Origin of the sequence: Mesorhizobium sp. M0408, from assembly GCF_040321495.1 — a bacterium.
In the GTDB taxonomy this organism is placed as follows: Bacteria; Pseudomonadota; Alphaproteobacteria; order Rhizobiales; family Rhizobiaceae; genus Mesorhizobium.
In genome coordinates, this window is sequence record NZ_JAMYRO010000001.1 from 77,488 (window position 1) to 97,095 (window position 19,608).

The 19,608-nt window shown below is 63.4% G+C and carries 24 protein-coding genes; 9 read left to right on the forward strand and 15 right to left on the reverse strand.

The features are described from left to right. Positions 1-139: 139 nt before the first annotated feature. The 6 genes from NKI67_RS00380 to NKI67_RS00405 all read right to left on the reverse strand — a co-directional run bounded on the left by NKI67_RS00380 (position 140) and on the right by NKI67_RS00405 (position 6,560). Positions 140-2,428: a PAS domain-containing hybrid sensor histidine kinase/response regulator gene (locus tag NKI67_RS00380; RefSeq protein WP_352644095.1), complete on the reverse strand. Its 2,289-nt coding sequence runs from the start codon at positions 2,426-2,428 to the stop codon at positions 140-142. 88 nt (positions 2,429-2,516) lie between these two features. Then, positions 2,517-3,506, reverse strand: a complete 990-nt coding sequence (gene acuI, locus NKI67_RS00385) for an acrylyl-CoA reductase (NADPH) (protein WP_352644096.1) — start codon at positions 3,504-3,506, stop codon at positions 2,517-2,519. A gap of 51 nt (positions 3,507-3,557) precedes the next feature. Continuing rightward, entirely contained in the window at positions 3,558-4,034 is a 477-nt protein-coding gene (gene lspA, locus NKI67_RS00390; protein ID WP_352588495.1) for a signal peptidase II, read from the reverse strand. Between the two features lie 26 nt (positions 4,035-4,060). Next, positions 4,061-4,924: a TrmH family RNA methyltransferase gene (locus tag NKI67_RS00395; protein ID WP_352644097.1), complete on the reverse strand. Its 864-nt coding sequence runs from the start codon at positions 4,922-4,924 to the stop codon at positions 4,061-4,063. Further along, the gene (locus NKI67_RS00400) at positions 4,925-5,986 is read right to left on the reverse strand and encodes an RsmD family RNA methyltransferase (RefSeq protein WP_023675256.1); all 1,062 of its coding nucleotides are present in this window, start codon (positions 5,984-5,986) and stop codon (positions 4,925-4,927) included. An 88-nt stretch (positions 5,987-6,074) separates the two neighbouring features. Beyond that, the gene (locus NKI67_RS00405; RefSeq protein WP_023675257.1) at positions 6,075-6,560 is read right to left on the reverse strand and encodes a DUF1772 domain-containing protein; all 486 of its coding nucleotides are present in this window, start codon (positions 6,558-6,560) and stop codon (positions 6,075-6,077) included. 106 nt (positions 6,561-6,666) lie between these two features. On the opposite strand from NKI67_RS00405, the gene NKI67_RS00410 reads away from it, so the two are divergent. Together NKI67_RS00410 and NKI67_RS00415 are read left to right on the forward strand one after the other, a co-directional pair. After that, a complete protein-coding gene (locus NKI67_RS00410) occupies positions 6,667-7,350 on the forward strand; it encodes a helix-turn-helix transcriptional regulator (RefSeq protein ID WP_352468341.1) in 684 nt (227 codons plus the stop codon). Between the two features lie 86 nt (positions 7,351-7,436). Next, the gene (locus NKI67_RS00415; RefSeq protein ID WP_352506606.1) at positions 7,437-7,805 is read left to right on the forward strand and encodes a VOC family protein; all 369 of its coding nucleotides are present in this window, start codon (positions 7,437-7,439) and stop codon (positions 7,803-7,805) included. Positions 7,806-7,957: 152 nt separating this feature from the next. Here NKI67_RS00415 and lhpI read toward each other — a convergent pair whose 3' ends face one another. From lhpI to sppA, 4 genes are all read right to left on the reverse strand, one after another. Continuing rightward, positions 7,958-8,926: a bifunctional Delta(1)-pyrroline-2-carboxylate/Delta(1)-piperideine-2-carboxylate reductase gene (gene lhpI, locus NKI67_RS00420; protein WP_352644098.1), complete on the reverse strand. Its 969-nt coding sequence runs from the start codon at positions 8,924-8,926 to the stop codon at positions 7,958-7,960. A gap of 52 nt (positions 8,927-8,978) precedes the next feature. Next, a complete protein-coding gene (locus NKI67_RS00425) occupies positions 8,979-9,311 on the reverse strand; it encodes a LapA family protein (protein ID WP_023675260.1) in 333 nt (110 codons plus the stop codon). 47 nt (positions 9,312-9,358) lie between these two features. Then, complete coding sequence (locus NKI67_RS00430; protein WP_023675261.1) at positions 9,359-9,643, reverse strand: integration host factor subunit beta; 285 nt, start codon at positions 9,641-9,643, stop codon at positions 9,359-9,361. A gap of 81 nt (positions 9,644-9,724) precedes the next feature. Then, complete coding sequence (sppA, locus tag NKI67_RS00435; RefSeq protein WP_352568227.1) at positions 9,725-10,681, reverse strand: signal peptide peptidase SppA; 957 nt, start codon at positions 10,679-10,681, stop codon at positions 9,725-9,727. 308 nt (positions 10,682-10,989) lie between these two features. Between sppA and lptC the strand changes: the two genes are divergently transcribed. The 6 genes from lptC (at position 10,990) to ptsN (ending at position 16,231) form a co-directional block, all read left to right on the forward strand. Beyond that, entirely contained in the window at positions 10,990-11,703 is a 714-nt protein-coding gene (gene lptC, locus NKI67_RS00440; protein WP_352568226.1) for an LPS export ABC transporter periplasmic protein LptC, read from the forward strand. Next, positions 11,690-12,289 (forward strand): LptA/OstA family protein, encoded by a 600-nt coding sequence (locus NKI67_RS00445; protein WP_023675264.1) that lies wholly within the window; start codon positions 11,690-11,692, stop codon positions 12,287-12,289. The genes lptC and NKI67_RS00445 overlap by 14 nt, the downstream gene beginning before the upstream one ends. Further along, a complete protein-coding gene (gene lptB, locus NKI67_RS00450; protein ID WP_023675265.1) occupies positions 12,289-13,107 on the forward strand; it encodes an LPS export ABC transporter ATP-binding protein in 819 nt (272 codons plus the stop codon). Before NKI67_RS00445 ends, lptB begins: the two co-directional genes overlap by 1 nt. A 197-nt stretch (positions 13,108-13,304) precedes the next feature. Next, entirely contained in the window at positions 13,305-14,831 is a 1,527-nt protein-coding gene (gene rpoN / locus NKI67_RS00455; protein WP_352568225.1) for an RNA polymerase factor sigma-54, read from the forward strand. A gap of 291 nt (positions 14,832-15,122) precedes the next feature. After that, complete coding sequence (hpf, locus tag NKI67_RS00460) at positions 15,123-15,707, forward strand: ribosome hibernation-promoting factor, HPF/YfiA family (RefSeq protein WP_023675267.1); 585 nt, start codon at positions 15,123-15,125, stop codon at positions 15,705-15,707. A gap of 59 nt (positions 15,708-15,766) precedes the next feature. Beyond that, positions 15,767-16,231: a PTS IIA-like nitrogen regulatory protein PtsN gene (ptsN, locus tag NKI67_RS00465; RefSeq protein ID WP_023675268.1), complete on the forward strand. Its 465-nt coding sequence runs from the start codon at positions 15,767-15,769 to the stop codon at positions 16,229-16,231. Between the two features lie 111 nt (positions 16,232-16,342). Here the strand turns inward: ptsN and NKI67_RS00470 are convergent, their stop codons facing one another. Then, positions 16,343-16,600, reverse strand: coding sequence for a BQ00720 family protein (locus NKI67_RS00470; protein ID WP_023675269.1), 258 nt, complete (start codon positions 16,598-16,600; stop codon positions 16,343-16,345). A gap of 63 nt (positions 16,601-16,663) precedes the next feature. Continuing rightward, the gene (locus NKI67_RS00475) at positions 16,664-17,089 is read right to left on the reverse strand and encodes an Hsp20 family protein (RefSeq protein ID WP_352469433.1); all 426 of its coding nucleotides are present in this window, start codon (positions 17,087-17,089) and stop codon (positions 16,664-16,666) included. Positions 17,090-17,233: 144 nt separating this feature from the next. On the opposite strand from NKI67_RS00475, the gene NKI67_RS00480 reads away from it, so the two are divergent. Further along, on the forward strand, positions 17,234-18,175 hold the full coding sequence (locus tag NKI67_RS00480; RefSeq protein ID WP_352453985.1) for a nucleoside hydrolase: 942 nt from the start codon (positions 17,234-17,236) through the stop codon (positions 18,173-18,175). A 9-nt stretch (positions 18,176-18,184) separates the two neighbouring features. Here NKI67_RS00480 and NKI67_RS00485 read toward each other — a convergent pair whose 3' ends face one another. From NKI67_RS00485 to NKI67_RS00495, 3 genes are read right to left on the reverse strand one after another with little or no spacing between them, the layout of a single operon-like run. Beyond that, entirely contained in the window at positions 18,185-18,544 is a 360-nt protein-coding gene (locus tag NKI67_RS00485) for a hypothetical protein (RefSeq protein WP_352577452.1), read from the reverse strand. A gap of 3 nt (positions 18,545-18,547) precedes the next feature. After that, positions 18,548-18,916 carry a hypothetical protein gene (locus tag NKI67_RS00490; RefSeq protein WP_352644099.1) on the reverse strand — a complete coding sequence of 123 codons (369 nt, stop codon included), beginning with the start codon at positions 18,914-18,916 and terminating at the stop codon, positions 18,548-18,550. 52 nt (positions 18,917-18,968) lie between these two features. Beyond that, entirely contained in the window at positions 18,969-19,583 is a 615-nt protein-coding gene (locus tag NKI67_RS00495; RefSeq protein WP_352644100.1) for a LysE family translocator, read from the reverse strand. Positions 19,584-19,608: the final 25 nt, after the last annotated feature.

Genomic DNA, 19,608 nt, shown 5'->3' on the forward strand with positions numbered 1-19,608 from the left:
ACGAGTGATTCTCCTTCGAGCCATCCCTCTTGGCACGGGGATACGGTGTAGGTGCAACAGGATTGTGACAGTACCGTGATACGGCTCTGCGGGCAATACTTCGTCGGCTGGGTAATCTATCAACCGTCTATGTTGTGCCTCAGGCGGCCGCTTGCCCTTCGACCGCATGAACCAGGGCATCGGGGTCGAGCGGCTTGGTGACGAAGCCGCTGGTACCGTGAGCGAGCACGGCGTGGCGGGTCTTTTCCTGGCTGTCGGCCGACAGCACCATGATCGGCACCGGCGGCACCGCGGTCTCCTCCTCATGGCGGCGGATGGCGGCGATGGCGTCCAGGCCGTCCATGACAGGCATATGCAAGTCCATCAGCACCACGTCGTAACGGTGCTTGTGGCCGGTGCTGATGACCGCCTCGACGGCGGCCTTGCCGTTGCCGACCACTTTCACGCGATGCCCGGCCTTCAGCAGCGTGGCGCGGGCCAGCATGGCGTTGATGTCGTTGTCCTCGGCGATCAGCACCGACAGGCCCTGCTGGCGGGCGCCAATGGCGTGCCCCGCCTGCGCGCCGCGCCTTTGCAGTTGCGGCTCGGCGACGACCGGCGCGTGGCTGGTCAAAAGCACGCGCAGCAATGTCTCGCCGCGCACCGGCCTCGCAAGGAAGGTGGCGTAACCATTGGCACGGAACTCGCCAAGCATGCCGCGGTCGGTCGGTGCGATCAGCGTCACTGCCTCGCAATCGGCAAATCCGCTCTGGCGCAGGCGCCTGAGCAGCCTGCCGTCGCTTTGCTCCATGGCAGCATCGATCAGCAGCACGTCGCAGTTCTCGGCGAAAGGGGTGGCCTGGGCGGCGGCGGTGGCCAGATCGACCGTGCCGCCATTGGCGCGAATGGCGCGGGCGATGGCTTCGGCCTCGACCAGGTTCTTCGACACGATCACCGCATGCTGGCCCGACAGCGGGTTCTGGCGGATCTGCGGCGCCTCGACGGCGGAAATAGCGGGAATCTCGAAGACGAATTCGGACCCCTGGCCAAGCCGGCTCGACACAGAGATAGTGCCGCCCATGGCGGTCACCAGGCGCTTGGAAATGGCGAGACCGAGGCCGGCACCGCCATGCGCACGGGTCGAGGTGCCGTCAGCCTGTTCGAAGTCCTCGAATATGCGCTCCATGTCCTCCTCGCGCAGACCGGGGCCGGTGTCGGTGATGGTGAAGCGGATGCGGTCGGTGGTTTCGGTGCGGACGCGGGCGATGCTTGCCAGGACGCCGCCGCTGTCGGTGAACTTGACGGCGTTGCCGATGAGATTGAGCAGCACCTGCCTGACCCTGCCGGGGTCGGCGGTGATCAGCTGCGGCACGTCGGGTTCGACATGACAGCCGAGGCCGATATCCTTGGCAAAAGCCCGCGCCGCCAAAAGCTCGACGACATTGTCGGCGATCTCGCGCACCGACATCGGCTGCGGTTCGGGATCGAAGCGGCCGGCCTCGATCTTGGAGTAGTCGAGCAGGTCCTCGATCAGCGCCAGCAGCGCGCTGGCCGAGGTCGAGATGGCGCCGACATAGGTCCGCTGCTCGGGCGAAAGGCTGGTGTCGGCGAGAAGCCGGGCCATGCCCATGATGCCGTTCATCGGCGTGCGGATCTCGTGGCTGACGGTGGCGAGGAAGCGCGATTTGGCCTGGCTCGCATATTCGGCCCGCTCGCGGGCGGTGATCAGCGAGGATTCGGCGCGCTTGCGAGCGGTGATGTCGCGGGCGATGGCGCGATGCGAAACGGCGCCGCTGTCCTTGTCGCGCACCGACAGCTCGATCCAAGAGAACCAGCGTGGGCCGTCCGGCGTGCGAATGGCGACGTCGGTGGAACTCAGGCATTCATGGTCGGAAAACGCGGCGTCGGGGACGATGCCGACATCGATGCCTAGTTCGGCCAGGGTCTTGCCGGCAAGGTCGCGCTGGTCGGTTTCGACAAGGTCGGCGAAAACCTTGTTGGCGTAGACAATGTGGCCGTCGCGGTCACGATGGACGACGAGATCGCCGAGTGCATCGATCAGCCCGCGAAAGCGCTCCTCGCTCTCCTGCATCTCCCACATGCGGTCGGCCAGCGTCTCGATTTCGGCGCGGCTGCGGGCGGTCGTGGCATCGAGCACGGCCACCGCGCGGCGCTCGGTGCGCCTGTTGCGCAGATGCATGGCGAGCCCGGCGATGGCTGTCGCCAAAAGGCCGATGGTGATGAAGATCGGCGCCCCGGTCAGATGCGAAAAGCCTGCCAGCACGACGATGGCGACGAGCGTCAGGAAGGGCAGGCCTTCGCGGTTGGAGGCCGGCAGTTCCGGCGCCAGCGGTGGCGCGGCGACAAGCTGCCGTCCTGGCGCCGCGGGGGCCGTCCCGTCGGCCCGTTCGGCTGGTTCCGCCTCTCTGATGCCGGGTTCCGCAATCATACGGAACTCCTGCCAGACAGAGCTTATCGAAGGTTGTGGTTGATCGCTCGAATTTTAGCTGTCGCGCTCTTTTTTATCCCTTGGGGGCTCACATATCCACCACCACGCGGCCGCGGATCTTACCCTCGACGATGTCATGCGCGGCGCCGATGATGCCGTCGAAGCCGATGCTCGTCGACAGGCTGGCAAGCTTTGCGTGGTCAAGATCGGCGCCGATGCGGCGCCAGGCCTCGAGGCGGACCGCCTTCGGCGCCATCACCGAATCGATGCCGAGCAGCGAGACGCCGCGCAGGATGAAGGGGGCGACGCTTGCCGGCAGGTCCATGCCGCCGGCGAGGCCGCAAGCGGCGACGGCGCCGCCATAGGAGGTCATCGACAGAACGTTGGCCAGCGTGTGACTGCCGACCGCATCGACGCCGCCGGCCCAGCGTTCCTTGGCGAGCGGTTTTGCCGGCTGGGTGAGCTCGTCGCGTGAAATCACTTCCGCGGCGCCGAGGTCGATCAGATAGGGGCTTTCGGCAGCGCGGCCGGTCGAGGCGATGACGTGATAGCCGAGGCTGGACAGGATCGAGACCGCGACCGAGCCGACGCCACCGGCAGCGCCGGTCACCACCACCGGGCCGCGATCGGGCACGATGCCGTGGCGCTCCAGCGCGATGACGCAAAGCATGGCGGTGTAGCCGGCGGTGCCGACCGCCATCGCATCATGCGGGCTCATGCCGTCCGGCAGCGGCACCAGCCAGTCGCCCTTGACGCGGGCGCGTCCGGCATAGGCGCCGAAATGCGTCTCGCCGACGCCCCAGCCGTTCAATATGACCTTGTCACCCTTGCGCCAGCCAGGATTGGAAGACGAGATGACGGTGCCGGCGAAATCGATGCCCGGCACCAGCGGCCAGCGGCGGATCACCGGCGCCTTGCCGGTAATTGCAAGACCGTCCTTGTAGTTCACCGTCGTCGCCTCGACCGCGACAGTGACGTCGCCCTCCATCAGGTCTGCCTCGGTAAGCTCGGTCACCGCGACTGACTGGTTTTTCTCGGCGTCACGCGAAACGAGGATGGCTTTGAAGGTTTCGGGCATTTTTTCTCCTCGGGCTTGCAGATCAGAATGTGCGGCGCCAGGCGAGTGAGGTCAATCGCTCGACGCTCCGCGCCGCCAGCCAATGAGTTCGTCGAAGACGACCAGCACGGCACCGACCGAAATGAAGGCATCGGCGAGGTTGAAGATCGCGAAGGACCAGACCGGCGTGTGAAACAGAATATAGTCGATGACATGACCGTAGATAGCGCGGTCGATCAGATTGCCGAGCGCGCCGCCGACGATCAGCGCGAAGCCGATGCGGGCAAGCAGGTGGCCCGGCGGCGTGCGGGCCGCAAGGTAGAGCACGAAAGCGACCACCACAACCGCGACGACCACCAGGCCGGTGTCGCCGAAGGACGAAAACAGCGAAAACGCGATGCCGGTGTTGTAGGTGCGGTACAGCGCCAGGAAAGGCAGGAGATCGAGCTTTTCCTGAAAGGCAAGGCCGGTCTCGACCAGATATTTCAGCCACTGGTCGAGCGCTATCGCGGCGACAACCAGAAAAGCGTAGGGGCTCCAGGACTTCATAGTTTGCAGTTTCACGGTTTGGGACGTCACGATCGGGCATCCTCCGGGCCGAGCTTCAGCGCGCCGCGCCGGATCTCGAACAGCATGACGCCGGTGGCCACCGCAAGGTTGAGCGAATCGGCGCGGCCGGCCTGCGGTATCCGCAGCAGTTTGTCGCAGCTTGCGGCAAGCTCGTCAGGCAGGCCTTGCTGCTCGTTACCCATCATCAAAAGCACGGGGCCTTTTGAAAAATCGACCGAGCGGTAGTCGACCGCACCCATCAGATGGGTGCCGGCGACGAGGCCGGGAAAGCTCGTTCGCCAGGCGAGAAAAGCTTCGGGCGACGCCTTGGCGACCGGCACGGCGAAAATCGAGCCCATGGTGGCGCGCACCGTTTCGACCGAAAAGGGATCGGTGGTCTCGCCGACCAAGATGACGCCCCTGGCCCCGACAGCGTCGACCGTGCGGATGACGGTGCCGAGATTGCCGGGGTCGCGGACGCGGTCGAGCGCCACCCAGACGTCGCCGTCACGGGCGCGGATGTCCTTCAACGGCAGGAATTTCTGCGAGAACACGCCGACGACCATTTGCGGATTGTCGCGGCGGGTGATGGCGACCAGCACTTTTTCCGAAACTTCAAGGACGGTGCCGCCGGCGGCGACCGTGCGCGCCGCGATCTTTTCAACCGCCGTATTGCCACGTCCGGCCTTGGCGAAGACCAATGTCCTGATCGACCAGCCGAGATCGAGCGCGTCGATGACCAGCTTCAGGCCTTCGGCCATGAAGGCATTCTGCTGGTCACGGAATTTCTTCAGCGCGAGCGCCTTGATGTCCTTGACCAGCGGGTTGGCGAGGCTGGTGACTTCCTTCACCTGCCCTGGCGCGCCCGCGTGCCGTTCGTACGCACTCATTCAGGCCACCCAGCGTGAGAACAGCGAGGTCGACAGCGCCCGACCGGCAGATTTCTCGCGGATGATCAATTCACCCGACTCGACCGTGCCGCCCATGCCGGCGAAGGTGTCGCGCATCACGGCATGGATGGCGAAAAAAGAGGCGCGGATCGAATAGGCGGTCAGCACAACAGCGAGCGGCTTCGGCGTCAGGATCGCGCGGCAGATATCGGTCAGCGCCGGCAAATCCTCGAACAGCTGCCAGACCTCGCCCTTCGGTCCGCGGCCATAGGCGGGCGGGTCGAACAGGATGATGTCGTAGCGGCTGCCGCGGCGCTCCTCGCGTTCGGCGAATTTCACGGCATCATCGACGATCCAGCGGATCGGCTTTTGCGACAAGCCCGCCATTTCTTGGTTTTCGCGCGCCCAGCCGATCGCCTTCTTGGAAGCATCGACGTGGGTGACCTCGGCGCCGGCACGCGCCGCCACCAAGGAGGCAAGGCCGGTGTAACCGAACAGGTTCAACACCTTCACCGGCCGTTTTGCCGCCGCGATCAGTCCGGCCATGTGGTCCCAGTGCGAGGCCTGCTCGGGAAAGACGCCGACATGGCGAAACGAGGTGAAGCGGCCGAGATAATCGATGCCGTCATGCTTCATCGGCCAGGTCTCGCCGAGCGGCGTCTTGGGGAAACGCCAGCGGCCGATGCCTTCCTCGTCGGTATCGCCGGTGAAAATGGCGTCGGCGCGCTCCCAGTCCCTGGCCGGCAAAGCCTTTTGCCAGATCGCCTGGCCCTCCGGCCGAACGATGCGGTAGGGGCCGTATTGCTCGAGTTTTTCTCCGGCGCCGCTGTCGAGCAGCGCGTAGTCCTGATTGGGGCCGACCTCGAGGATCAGCGGCAGATGTTCGGCAGGCAGCGCGCCATCGCGGCGGGATAGAGGGCGCGGCGTGGCTTTCGGCTCGGACCGGTCCTGCAGTTTAGGCTCCGAACCGGCGGTCAGGCCGGCGTCGCGCCGCCGCGGCTGCTCCGCCCCGCCCTTCGCGGGCGGGCGGCTGTCGCGGCGTTTGTCGCGAAAAGGTTTCAAGAAGGCGCATCTCCGGAAGGCGGCTCGCCGCTTCTGCCACAGCACATTGACCGGCGCAACAAAAGGGCTGCCGACGTGTGCAACCGGATCAGCCGCGCCTGATCGAAAGCAGGCCGACTGCGAGCGCTATGAAACCAACGGCCTTGAAGCCGGTGACGACCATATGGCCGGTTTCCCAGCTGCTCCGGACACTTTCGAAATTGTCCGGGATCGGTCCAGGCACCCAGGTGGCCAGGACATCGTTTGCCGGTTTGACCAGGGTAAACCACGCCACGAGGGCCATCAGATAAAGCACGGTGGCGGCCAAAATCCACCAGAATGCCGGGCGGTCGCTGCGCAGCATCCAGGCGAGAAGCCCCGGACAGGCGATCGCGGCCACGTCCAGCGGTGCGCCGACAATCGCGAAGAATTGGAACTGAGCGTTGAAGACAGTGGTTTCACGCCAGAGCGAAGGCGGCCATCTGGTCAGCCGCGGCACCGATTCCAGCACATGGGCGAAGGATGGTCCGAGGCTGAGCGCAGCGACGATGGCGGTCAAAACCGACCAGAACAACAGGAACCCGCGTATATCCATAATGGCCGGACAACGGCGTCAGGGCGCAGACGTTCCCGTCCGCCACCATGTCGCTTGCCGCCGAAAGTGCTGGGGCTCTATCGTGATTGAAACCAGGTCATGATTCATGTCCCGTGCTGAACGCCTGCTCGACCTGATCCAGATCCTGCGCCGGCATCGCCGGCCGGTCAGCGGCCGCAGCCTTGCGGGCGAAATGGGTGTGTCGATCCGCACGCTCTATCGCGATATCGCCACGCTGCAGGGGCAGGGCGCGCCGATCGAGGGCGAGGCGGGGTTGGGTTACGTGCTCAGGCCCGGTTTCATGCTGCCGCCCTTGATGTTCACCGATGAGGAGATCGAGGCGATCGTGCTCGGTTCGCGCTGGGTGGCCAAGCAGCCGGACTGGCGGCTTGCGAACGCCGCCACCGACGCGCTGGCCAAGATCGCCGCGGTGCTGCCGGACGATTTGCGCGAAGAGCTCGATGCCTCGACGCTGCTGGTCGGGTCGCGCACCGAGGTCACCGAAGGCATCGATCTCGGTGTGGTGCGGCAGGCCATCCGCGAGGAGCGCAAGCTGAGCTTTGTCTATCGCGACGCCGGCGGCGCTGCCTCCGAGCGCACCGTCTGGCCGTTCGCACTCGGCTTCTTCGACAAGGTGCGCGTCGTCGCGGCCTGGTGCGAGATGCGCCAGGATTTCAGGCACTTTCGCGCCGACCGGATATCCGGTCTCAATGCCACCGAGATGCGCTATCCGCGCCGCCGTCAGGTGCTGCTCAAAGAATGGCGGGCGACGCTCGACACGCCAAGCTAAGGCTGCTGCTCAGTTGAGACTGCTGCCAGAATCTGGCAGTGGCATACGCTATGCTCCTCCAGTCGAAACCATCTGGAGAGCAATTCATGACACCGCCGAATTTCGTCATCCTCTATGTCGACAAGCCTGAGCAAAGCGGCGCCTTCTATAGCGCGCTGCTTGGGCGGCAGCCGGTCGAGACCTCGCCGACCTTCGTGCTGTTCGTGCTCGACAACGGCTTCAAGCTCGGCCTCTGGTCGCGTCACACCGTGGAACCGGCCGCCGCGGCAGCAGGCGGTGGCGCCGAGATCGTCTTTGCGCTGGACACGCCGGGTGCCGTCGACGCCACCCATGCCGAGTGGGCCGGCCGCGGGCTGAAAATTCTGCAGACGCCGACCGACATGGATTTCGGCCGCACCTTCGTCGCGCTTGATCCCGACAGCCACCGGCTGCGGGTTTATTGGCAAAGGGAGTAAGGCAGTAGGGGAGTAGGGCAGTAGGGGAGTATGTGACAGGAAATATAGCTGGCGCGGCGCCGCACGATCAGTACAGTTTCCTACTGCCCTACTGCCCTACTGCCCTACTGCCCTACTGCCCTACTGCCCTACTGCCCTACTGCCCTACTGCCCTACTGCCCTACGCTTGCGCGATACACGGCAATGCCAGCGGCGAGGTCCTCGAGGGCTGCGCCGACCGACTTGAACAGCGTGATCTCGTCGTCGTTCTGCCGGCCTTTTTTCTGGCCGCGCGTGAGTTCATAAAGGTCGGCGACGATGGCTTCCGGCTTCAACACGCCGGAGGCCAGCGGCTGGACGATGTCACCGGCTTCCTTGGTGGCGCCGGCGCGGGTATCGACATAGACGCGGGCGCGTGCAATCGCGTCGTCGTCGCTTTCGCGCATCGCCGGCGTGAAGCCGCCGACCAGATCGACATGGGTTCCGGGCTTCAAGAGGGCGCCCCTGATCAGTGGCGTGGTGGTGATGGTCGCCGATGACACAATATCGGCCTGGCCGAGTTCGGCGTCGAGATCGCCTGCGGCTTCGGCCGCAAAACCCTCGGCACGCAATTTTGCCACGACCTTTTCGGCATTGGCCGGCGTGCGGTTCCAGATGCGGATGTTCTTGATCGGACGCACCGCCGAATGCGCCCTTGCAAGGAATGGCGACAGCGCACCGGCACCGACCACCAGCAGCCGCGAGGCGTCCTTGCGGGCCAGATAGGAGGCGGCCAGCGCCGAGGCACAGGCGGTACGCCACTGCGTCAGCCGCTGGCCGTCGATCAAGGCCTGCGGCTCGCCGGTGGCGCCGTCGAGCAACAGGTAGAGACCCATCACCGCAGGCTTGCCGACGGCATTGTTGTCGGGCGACACGGTGACGATCTTGACGCCGATATGGCCACCGGCCGAGGTGCCGGCGGCGTTGAAGTCCGTCCAGGCCGGCATCAAAAGCAGCGTCGAGGCGGCGCCATCGGGCCGCTCAACCGTGTGATGGTGCCTGACCGGCTGCACGGCGCCATCGCGAAAAGCGGCGCGCAACGTCTCGACCAGCCCGGAAAAGGTCAGCGCGCGGTCGACCTCGGCGGCGGAAATGGTCAGCATGAAAGGCTCCGTGGAGAACTAGGCCGGTTGTGCTTCAGGCCCGAGCCGCGGCTCAGTTCGTCGGCTTCGGCAAGGCTGGGCCCTGCGACGCGGTGGGCGCGCGGCTGACCGCCTGGCGCAGGTTCTCTGCCTCGGCGCCGCGCTGGCGCGCCAGCTTGCGGTAGCGGCCCTGCTTGGTCCAGGTCGCCAGGCTGCCGACGATCATGCCGATGGCCAGCGCCAGGAATAGGAAAATGAAGAGCGGCATGGTCAGCGTCAGCGCCGGATTGCCGGGGTTGAACGGATCGAGCGTGAAGGCGACCGGTTCGCGGTTGGCGACGGCCAACGCAATCAGGATGACGGCCAGCGGCACGAAAACCACGATGAGGAGAAAGCGATTGAACATGTTTTTCCGTTCGGAAGAAAAGGCGGGAGCGGTGGCGGGCGCCGCGCCTATTTGCCTCCGTTCAGCCTTTCACGCAATTCCTTGCCGGTCTTGAAGAACGGTACCCATTTCTCCTCGACCTCTACGGATTCGCCGGTGCGCGGGTTGCGGCCGGTACGGGCAGGGCGGTTTTTCACCGAAAACGCGCCGAAGCCGCGCAACTCGACCCGGTTGCCCTCGGCAAGCGCGTCGGTGATTTCATCGAAGATGGCGCTGACAATGTTTTCGACGTCGCGCAGGAAAAGATGCGGATTACGCGTGGCGATGATCTGCACAAGTTCGGATTTGATCATGAAAAGGCTCCCCGTAAAAGCAGTGCCGCCGAAATTATCAGAATGATTTTATTTGGTTTTTCACTCGTCCCAAGCGGTTCCTCAAGGGTGCCAGACGGAAACGAGACCGTCAAGAAACAAGCGGTCCGCTCCAATTTCGTGAAGGACGTCGCCGCCATGGCCGGGCAGGCCAAGCGCAGCACCGACGGTCTGCGCCATCGCCTTGGAGAACAGGAAACCACCACGTTTTTCCGTGTCCTTCCATTCCACCACCTTGAGCTTGGCATCGACACCCTTGCCTGCAAGCCAGTCGATTGCTTCGGCCTCGCCGCCGACCGCGTCGATCAATCTGTTGGTGACCGCCTGCCGGCCGGTGAAGATCGACCCGTCTGCGAGCGCCAGCGCCTCCGGCTTGGTCATGTTGCGGCGCTCGGCGACGATGCCGACGAACCAGTCGTAGCTGTCGAGGATGAGCTTGCGGACCATGGCGCGCTCATCGTCATTGGTCGGCTTGAAGGGAGAAGGCGAGGCCTTCAAGGGCGAGGATTTCACCTCCTCCAGCTTGACGCCGAGCTTGTCCATGAGGCCGCTGACGTCCGGGTACTGGATCAGCACGCCGATCGAGCCGACGATCGAGGATTTGCGTGCGACAATATGGTCGGCCGCGGTGGCGATCATATAGCCCGCCGAAGCCGCGAGCGTGCCGACCTCGGCCACCACCGGCTTGTCGGCGGCGAGCTTGCGCACTGCCTCATAGATCGACTCGCCACCGACGGTGGTGCCGCCGGGTGAATCGATCGACAGGATCACAGCCTTGACGCGCGGCGACTGACGGATTGCCTCCAGCCGCTTGATCAGTTCTTCGTCTTCGGTGATGGTACCTTCGATCTTGACCTTGGCGATGTGGTCGACAGCCGCGCCGGTGAAGTCGTCACCATAGATCCATGCCGAGAAGGCGATCAGTCCGGCTGCTGCGACGATAATCGCCGCAACACGCCAGAATGTCAGCTTGCGGCGCAAGCGGCGGCGGTCGATCAGGTCGTCGGCTCTCAATGCCATGGTCAGCCTCGTAGTCGGTGGGAGCAGATGCTTTTAAAGCAACCATTCGCGCCCGGCTACCGTTTCCTGACGGCCTTGCGCCAAAGGCCGTCTTAGGCATTCGCGGCAAGCCTCAACCTGTCACGTTCTACAGGCTCTAACACTGTGCGCCCATATCTGGTATGAGGTACAGGCTGCGCTGGGGCCATTTTCATTGTACAGGGGCGGCTGTCACATTTTTGCGGTTTTCCTCGGCTTGTGCTTGCTTGAGGGCGCCGGCACCCCACCTATAGGGCGGCCTGGCGGGCAGGGGTTTAGAAGAAGCAGTCATGTTAGCGGGACCAATCGAACCGACCAACACCGAGACGGAGTTGGCTCCCAAGGCCGCAGGCCGGGCGCGGGTCGACGCGTTTGACGTTGCGCAGCGTCATTCGCGCCGGGTCCGTATCCTCAAGCTGGCCGTGCCGCTGGTCGCTGCCGTGATTGCGGTCGCGTTTCCGGTCTATTCCTATCTCATGGCTCCCGCTGCAATCGAGGTGCAGGCCGACGGCGGCGCCTTTGCCGATGGCAAGCTGGTGATGGCCAATCCCAAGCTCAACGGCTTCACCAAGCAGGACCTGCCCTATTCGATGACGGCCCTGCGCGCCATACAGGACGTCAGCAAACAGGGCATCATCGATCTGGAAGGCATCAAGGCCAAGCTGCCGATTGCGGCCGACAACACGGCCGCCATCAACGCCACGCACGGCACCTACGATCGCGACGGCAACACGCTCAGCCTGACCAGCGATGTGACCGTGTCGACGACGGATGGTGTGGTGGCAAAATTCAAATCAGTCTATCTCGACATGGGCGAAGGCACTATGAAGACAAGCGAGCCCGTCGATGTCAGCCGCGGCGGGTCGCGGATCAGGGCGGATTCGATGTCGGTCCAGGACAATGGCAAGGTCCTGGTTTTCGAGAACAAGGTGCGCGTCGACATCGATCCCGCCAGTTTGAAGGCGGCAGAGGCAAAGAGCGGAGAGACCAATGCGGTTCAGTAGTTCGGCACGGCGCCTCGCCGCGATTTCGGCGTTGCTAACCTTGGGGCTGACCTTGGGGACGGCGCCGTCGCTGGCGCAGTCCAAGGCCACCAGCCAAATGTCCGGCCTCAGGCTGTCGGGCGACAAGCCGATCCAGATCGAAAGCGACAAGCTCGAGGTGCGCCAAGCGGAAAGCGTTGCCGTCTTCACCGGCAACGTCAACGTCGTCCAGGGTCCAACTGTGCTCAAGGCCGGCAAAATGACGGTCTATTACGTCAGGGATGCAGGCGCCGCCAAAAGCGCCCAGCCGGCGGGTGCCGCGGCAATGACCGGATCCGCCAACATCGACCATCTCGAGGTCGACGATAAGGTCTACATCAAATCGGACAATCAGGTTGCCACCGGCGACCGCGGCACTTTCGACATGAAGACCGAAGTGCTGGTGCTTTCGGGCAGCAAGGTCGTGCTCTCGCAAGGCGACAACGTGCTTGTCGGCTGCAAGCTCACTGTGCAGATGAAGAGCGGCCTTGCCCAGGTCGACGCCTGCGGCGGCCGCGTCATGATGTCGATCACGCCGCCGGCGAAGTCTGGAGCAGCGAAACCCTGATGACCGGCATATCGTCGCTGCTGGCGCGTCTTCCAGGGCGCGCCGCCAGCCAACTTGCGGCACCGGCCAGGGTCACCGTCGAAGCGGCAAAGTTCAAGGGAACCTTGATCGCCAAGGGGCTGACCAAAAGCTACAAGGGCCGCAAAGTCGTCAGCGGCGTGACGCTGGGCGTGCGCGCCGGCGAGGCGGTTGGGCTGCTCGGCCCCAACGGCGCCGGCAAGACGACCTGTTTCTACATGGTAACCGGCCTGGTGCCGGTCGATGAAGGCACGATCGAAATCGACGGTTTCGACGTCACGTCGATGCCGATGTATCGCCGCGCCCGTCTCGGCATCGGCTATCTGCCGCAGGAAGCCTCGATTTTTCGCGGCCTGAATGTCGAGCAAAACATCCGGGCCGTGCTCGAAGTGGTCGAAAAGAGCCGCAAGGAGCGTGAGCGCCTGCTCGACGAATTGCTCGAGGAATTTCACATCAGCCATCTGCGCAAGGCTCCGTCGCTGTCGCTCTCCGGCGGTGAGCGGCGACGCCTCGAAATTGCCCGCGCCTTGGCAACCCGCCCCGCCTACATGTTGCTCGACGAACCTTTCGCCGGCATCGATCCGATCGCCGTCGCCGACATCCAGCAGCTCGTGCGCCACTTGACGGCACGTGGCATCGGCGTTCTGATCACCGACCACAATGTCCGCGAGACACTTGGCCTGATCGACCGCGCCTACATCATCCATGCCGGCCAGGTGCTGACCCATGGTCGAGCCGACGAAGTGGTCGCAAATGCCGATGTGCGGCGGCTTTATCTCGGCGAGGGATTTACGCTCTAAGTGCGAAATTCCGGCTCGAGCGGGATTTCCGGCGTGGTCCAGCAGCTTTTTCTTCAATTTTCTGCCTGAAAACGCTCCGACAGGCGAGGTTTACCGCTCCTCGCCTTGACAAGCAAAAGCCGGGCCAGTTTCTATGCTGGCCTGGAAAATTCCTTCCAGCAGTGCGGGTGCGTAGACGGAGCGTTTGAAACCGAACCATGGCGTTGGCGGCAAAACTACAGCTACGACAGTCGCAGTCGCTGGTGATGACGCCGCAGCTGATGCAGTCGATCCGCCTGCTGCAGTTCACCCATCTCGAGCTGGAACGCTTCATCGACGACGAGATCGAACGCAATCCCCTGCTGGAACGCGCCGAACCGCAGGAGGACGCCGCCAGCGACCAGGCGCAGAAGGGCGACGCCGCATCGGAACCGGCTGCCGACGGCGACTGGTTCGAGGCGGAAACGGCGTGGAGCGCCGAGGCGATCTCGGAAAAGCTCGATACGTCGCTGGAAAACCTGTTTCCTGACGATCCTGGTACGAGCGAGCGGCTCGGGCCCGACCTGACGGCACAATGGAAATCGGCGTCCGGCAACGGTTCCACCTCTTCCTCCGACGGCTTCGACGTCGCGGATATGGCGGCGGCGGCCATCACGCTGCGCGACCATGTCGGCGAGCAGGTGGCGCTCGCCTTTGCTGATCCGGCGGCGTGCCTGATCGCCGGCGAGCTTGCCGACGGCCTCGACGAGGCCGGCTACATGCGTGCCGACATGGCCGAGATCGCCGCCCGCCTCGGCACGGACGCCACGGCGATGGCACCGGTCCTGGCGGTCTGCCAGACATTTGAGCCAGCCGGCATATTCGCCCGCGACCTCGCCGAATGCCTGTTGCTGCAGCTGGCCGTGCGCGACCGGCTCGATCCGGCGATGAAGGTGCTGATCGCCAATCTCGAACTCCTGGCACGGCGCGATTTCCAGACGCTGAAGCGGATTTGCGGCGTCGACGAGGAGGATCTGCTCGACATGCTGGCCGAGATCCGGGCGCTCGACCCGCGGCCTGGAATGGCGTTTTCGCGCGGTGCCAGCGATGCGATCGTGGCCGACGTCGAGGTGCGTGCAGCCAATGACGGCAGCTGGACGGTCGAGCTCAATGCCGAGACGCTGCCGCGCGTGCTGGTCGATCACATCTATTTCGCCCAGGTCACGCCACATGCGAAAAACCAGGCGGAAAAGGATTTCCTTGCCGAATGCCTGCAGAACGCCAACTGGCTCACGCGCAGCCTCGACCAGCGGGCGAAGACCATTCTCAAGGTGGCCTCTGAGATCGTGCGCCAGCAGGACGCTTTTCTCGTCCACGGCGTGCGGCACCTGAAGCCGCTCAACCTGCGCACGGTGGCGGACGCCATCGGCATGCACGAATCAACGGTCAGCCGGGTCACGGCAAACAAATACATGCTGACGCCGCGCGGTGTGTTCGAGCTGCGCTATTTCTTCACCGCCTCGATCGCTTCGTCAGGTGGCGGCGATGCGCATTCGTCGGAAGCGGTGCGCGACCGCATAAAGCAGCTGATCGACGAGGAGAAAGCCATCGATGTGCTTTCCGACGATGCCATCGTGGACATGCTGCGGGAAAGCGGCGTCGACATCGCCAGGCGCACGGTGGCCAAATACCGGGAAGGCATGAACATACCCTCTTCGGTGCAGCGGCGGCGCGAAAAACGCGCTTTGGCCAGCGCCGGCCGTTGATCTCCGGCGGAATTTCCACAGCTTTCGCCCTTCATTGACAAGCGGCGACGAAGTGGCTAGAAGCCCGCCCGCATGAGACGGGCTGGCGAGTGGATTTGAGTTCGCCGATGCCCGCACGAGAGATGGTCCGTCACGACGTAGGCCACGGGACGGCCAAGAAGGCGGCTTGTGATCAACCGGAAAGTTCGGATCTAAAATCGGCGCAAGTGACGCCGCAAAAGCTTGTGCGCGCGGACCACGAGTATAAACTCGGGACAGTTTGAAGCCTGAGCAAGGAAGGTCAGTTTTCAGATGACACTGCGCATATCGGGAAAACACATGGATATCGGCGATGCGTTCCGTACGCGCATCAACGACCGTGTCGGGGAAGTGATCGGGAAATATTTCGATCGGGGCTTTTCAGGGCAAATCGTAGTCGTCAAATCGGGGTCGCGCTACACGGCCGATTGCATGATCCGGCTGGACTCCGGTGCTTCGCTGCAGGCGACCGGCGATGCCCAGGATCCAACGCTTGCCTTCGATACTGCGGCAGACCGTCTGGAAACGCGCCTCAGGCGCTACAAGCGCCGGCTGAAGTCGCACAATTCAGGCAATAGCAACGGCGAGCTCACCGACGTCGCCTATACGGTGATGGCGCCGCTTGCCGACGACGAGGAGGACATACCGGAGAATTTCGCGCCGGCCATCGTCGCCGAATCGACTATGACGCTGCGGACCATGTCGGTGGCGTCAGCGGTGATCGAACTCGACACCAAGGACAGCCCGGTCCTGGTCTTCCGCAATGCCGGAAATGACCATCTCAACATCGTCTATCGCCGGCCGGACGGGAATATCGGCTGGATCGACCCGTCCACGGCCAAGGTCGCGCAGGGGTAAAGACCAGCCGCACGCGAGCGTGGGGACTGGCGACGGCAGGCGAACAAGGGATTTCAAGCATGGATCTGAGCGATCTCGTCAGCGTTCCGGCAATCATGCCGGCGTTGAAGGCGAACTCCAAAAAGCAGCTGCTGCAATTGCTGTCCGAAAGGGCGGCGGCAATTTCCGGCATTCCGGAGCGAGAGGTGTTCGACACCATCCTGCAACGCGAGCGGCTCGGCTCCACCGGCGTCGGCAACGGCATCGCCATTCCGCACGGCAAGCTGGCTGGGGTGAAGCGGATCGCCGGCGTTTTTGCCCGGCTGGAGACACCGGTGGACTTCGAGGCCCTCGATGATCAGCCGGTCGACCTGGTGTTTCTGCTTTTGGCTCCCGAAGGTGCCGGCGCCGACCACCTCAAGGCGCTGTCGCGCATCGCGCGGGTGCTGCGCGACGCCGACACGGTTGCCAAGATCAGGGGCACGCGCGACGCCGTGGCCATCCATGCGCTGCTGTCGGACACGCAGGCCTCGCACGCCGCTTGAGGTTTTGATTAAATCCTTTGAAGGGCCGCCGTGAGCGGCCCTGTCCGTTTCCAGCCAGATCGCTGCGCCGTATTTGTCAGTCGATGGCGCCAATGTTGGTGGATAGCGACGTTAGTGGATAGCGACCGGGGTCAGATCGTTTTCCAGCGCGCCAGCCAGTGCCCGGTCGCGAGCGTCCGAAAGCAGGATCGGCTGGCCATTAGCGGCAAACAGGGCCCACAGTTCCAGACCCGGCGCGATTTCGCCGAGGCCCGGGAAACGGCCGCGCAGATCGTCGCTCGACACTTTCCTGAGATAGGCGACCGAACCTTCGCCGAGATGGGCGAATTCGCCGCTGGTCATGATGATATTCTCGTTAGTTCTGGTCATTTCAAGCCTCCTTGCCGCGAGACGCCGCTCAAGGCCATCCCGCATGAGAGCTATCGGCAAAAATCAGTCTTTCACCGATATGTTTATTTTTCGTACCAGCCGTTCGGATTCCGGCCGATCGAGATCGATCGACAGAAGGCCGTTCTTCAATTCCGCCGTAATCACCCGCATGCCGTCGGCCAGCACGAAACAGCGCTGGAACTGGCGCGCGGCGATGCCGCGGTGGAGAAATTCGCGCTCGGTGTCGTCGTTCTGACGGCCGCGCACGACCAACTGGTTCTCCTCCGTTGTGACATCGAGATCGCTTTCCGCGAAACCGGCGACGGCGAGCGTGATACGCAGCCTTTCGGTTTTGCCGTCGGCACCGCTGAGGCGCTCGATGTTGTAGGGAGGATAGCTGTCACCGGACTTTGCCAAGCGCTCCAGCGTCTTTTCCATGGAATCGAAACCGAGGAGAAGCGGGCTGGAAAAAGGCGTCATTCGGCTCATGTTACAGTGTCCTCTCAAGAGCGACATAAAGTGGAAAAACCCGGATGGCATTTTTCCCGATGGTCTTGATATGGTCCGCCGCCCGGCAGACTTCAAGCCGTCACACGTCCCGCCCAAAAAGACTTTCCAAAACAAGGAATTGAAATGCCCCAATCCCGCAGGATCATCATCGACACTGACCCCGGCCAGGACGATGCCGTCGCCATATTGCTGGCGCTCGGCAGCGCCGAGCTGGAGATCGTCGGCATCACCGCGGTGGCCGGCAACGTGCCGTTGAAACTTACCGAAAAAAACGCCCGCAAGATCTGCGAGCTGGCCGGCCGGCCGGACGTCAAGGTCTATGCAGGCGCCATCCGGCCGCTGGCGCGCGAACTGGTCACCGCCGAGGAAGTGCATGGCAAGACCGGCCTCAACGGGCCGCAACTGCCCGAACCAAAGATGAAACTGCAGGAAGAGTATGCGGTCGATTTCATAGTCGAGACACTGATGAGGGAGGAGAGCGGCACGATCACGCTTTGCGCGCTCGGGCCGCTCACCAACATTGCGTTGGCGCTGATCCGCGAGCCGAAAATCGCGCCGCGCATCAAGGAAATCGTGCTGATGGGCGGCGGCTTCTTCGAGGGCGGCAACGTCACGCCGACCGCCGAGTTCAACATCTATGTCGATCCGCATGCCGCCGATGTCGTGTTCAAATCCGGCATTCCGATCGTGATGATGCCGCTGGACGTCACCCACAAGGCGCTGACCACCGCCAAGCGTACGAAGGCCTTCCGTAAGCTCGGCACCAGGGTCGGCACGGCCACCGCGGACATGCTGGAATTCTTCGAACGTTTCGACGAGGAGAAATACGGTACCGACGGCGGCCCGCTGCACGATCCTTGCGTCATCGCGTATCTGCTGAAGCCGAAGCTGTTCAAGGGTCGCAACTGCAATGTCAGCGTGGAAACCGCCTCGGAGCTCACCATGGGCATGACGGTGATCGACTGGTGGGGGGTGACCAAGCGGCCGAAGAACGCCATGGTGATGCGCGACATCGATCATGATGCGTTTTTCGCGCTGTTGCTGGAAAGGCTGGGGCGGCTTTAGCGCCGTCTTTCATTCCCGAAGCAGACGATACGTTTCGGTGTCGTTCATGCGACGCTGTCGCTCGATCAAAACTTGCGAGCCGATGGCGCGCGGCGCGCGCGGGTCGCCATACACGAACACCAGGAGGTTACTTTCTTCGAGACGGATTCCATAGAGATAGCGGAATCCGTCACCGACCGCCCCTTCAGCATTGAGGACGTTAACCACCGTGCCTGTCACGCGCTCCACATCGACGATGGGGCTGCTCCGCCTTGCAATCAGTGCACCGATTGCCAAAATGCAGACGCCCACCACAAGGCTGGTGATAATGACGCCCCGGAGGTTTTCCCGCAGTATCAACAAGGTGAAGGCCAGCCGCGCTCTTGCCATGGTTCAACTTGCAAACCGGTAAAAGACGAAGCCATTGTCGCGCGTGACGCGCTCGATGCCAACGCGCGAGCCGATCAGATGCGGGAGGTCGTCGTAAACGAGGACCGTCGAACCGTTCTCAAGGACCAGCAGATATTGGATATTGCGCCCTTTACCCTGTCCACTTTTGATCGTTGCATCGACCGGGTCGACCGACCGGATCGGACTTGCGTCATTCGTCCATTTGTTCAGAGCCGACGGAACCATCGCCGCGAACAAAGCGATGGACAGGATCACGCCAAACGCGTTCCTTTTCAAATCCGCGTAAGTCCACGGCATAGACATGAATCCCCAACTGTTGATCCATGTGGTGGCCTGAAGGCCGACTTTCAATCGGCCTTCCTATTCCAGGATGTTGCTGTTGGCGTCGCCGGGCTCGCGGCCGTTACTTCGCCTTGGAACAGGCCAGCCACAGGCCGCCGCCGACCAGGAAGCTGCCGCTGATCCTCGACAAGAGCTTGACGCGGCCGGCCGACAGCAGACGCCCGGCGCGGCCGGCGGCCAGCGCGTAGGTCGAATCCGAGACGGCGGCGAAGATCATCGCGGTGAGACCCATGACGCCGATCTGTAACGCGTAATTGCCTTCAGGCGCGATGAACTGCGGAAAGAAGGCGCCGAAGAACACTAGCGTCTTTGGATTGCTGATCGCCACCAGCAGCCCCTGCAAAAAGAAGCCGCCACGCGGCTTTTTTGCCGATCCGTCGGCGTTAAGCTTGCCTTTCGAGCGGAACATCTGCACGCCCATCCAGATCAGGTAAGCGGCGCCGATCAGCCGGACCCATTCGAACCAGTGTCCCATGCCGGCGATCAGTGAGGTCAGCCCGATGCCGACAATGGCGATCATGATGGCCAGCCCGGCCTGGGTGCCGGCGACATTGGCGAGCCCGGCGCGCGAGCCGTGGCGGATGCTGTTGGCAATGATCAGCGTCACCGTCGGCCCCGGCACCAGGATGATGACGATGCAGGCGACGACATAGGTGGCGTAGAGTTCCAGCGACATTTTTTCCCTCCACAGATGCCGCGCG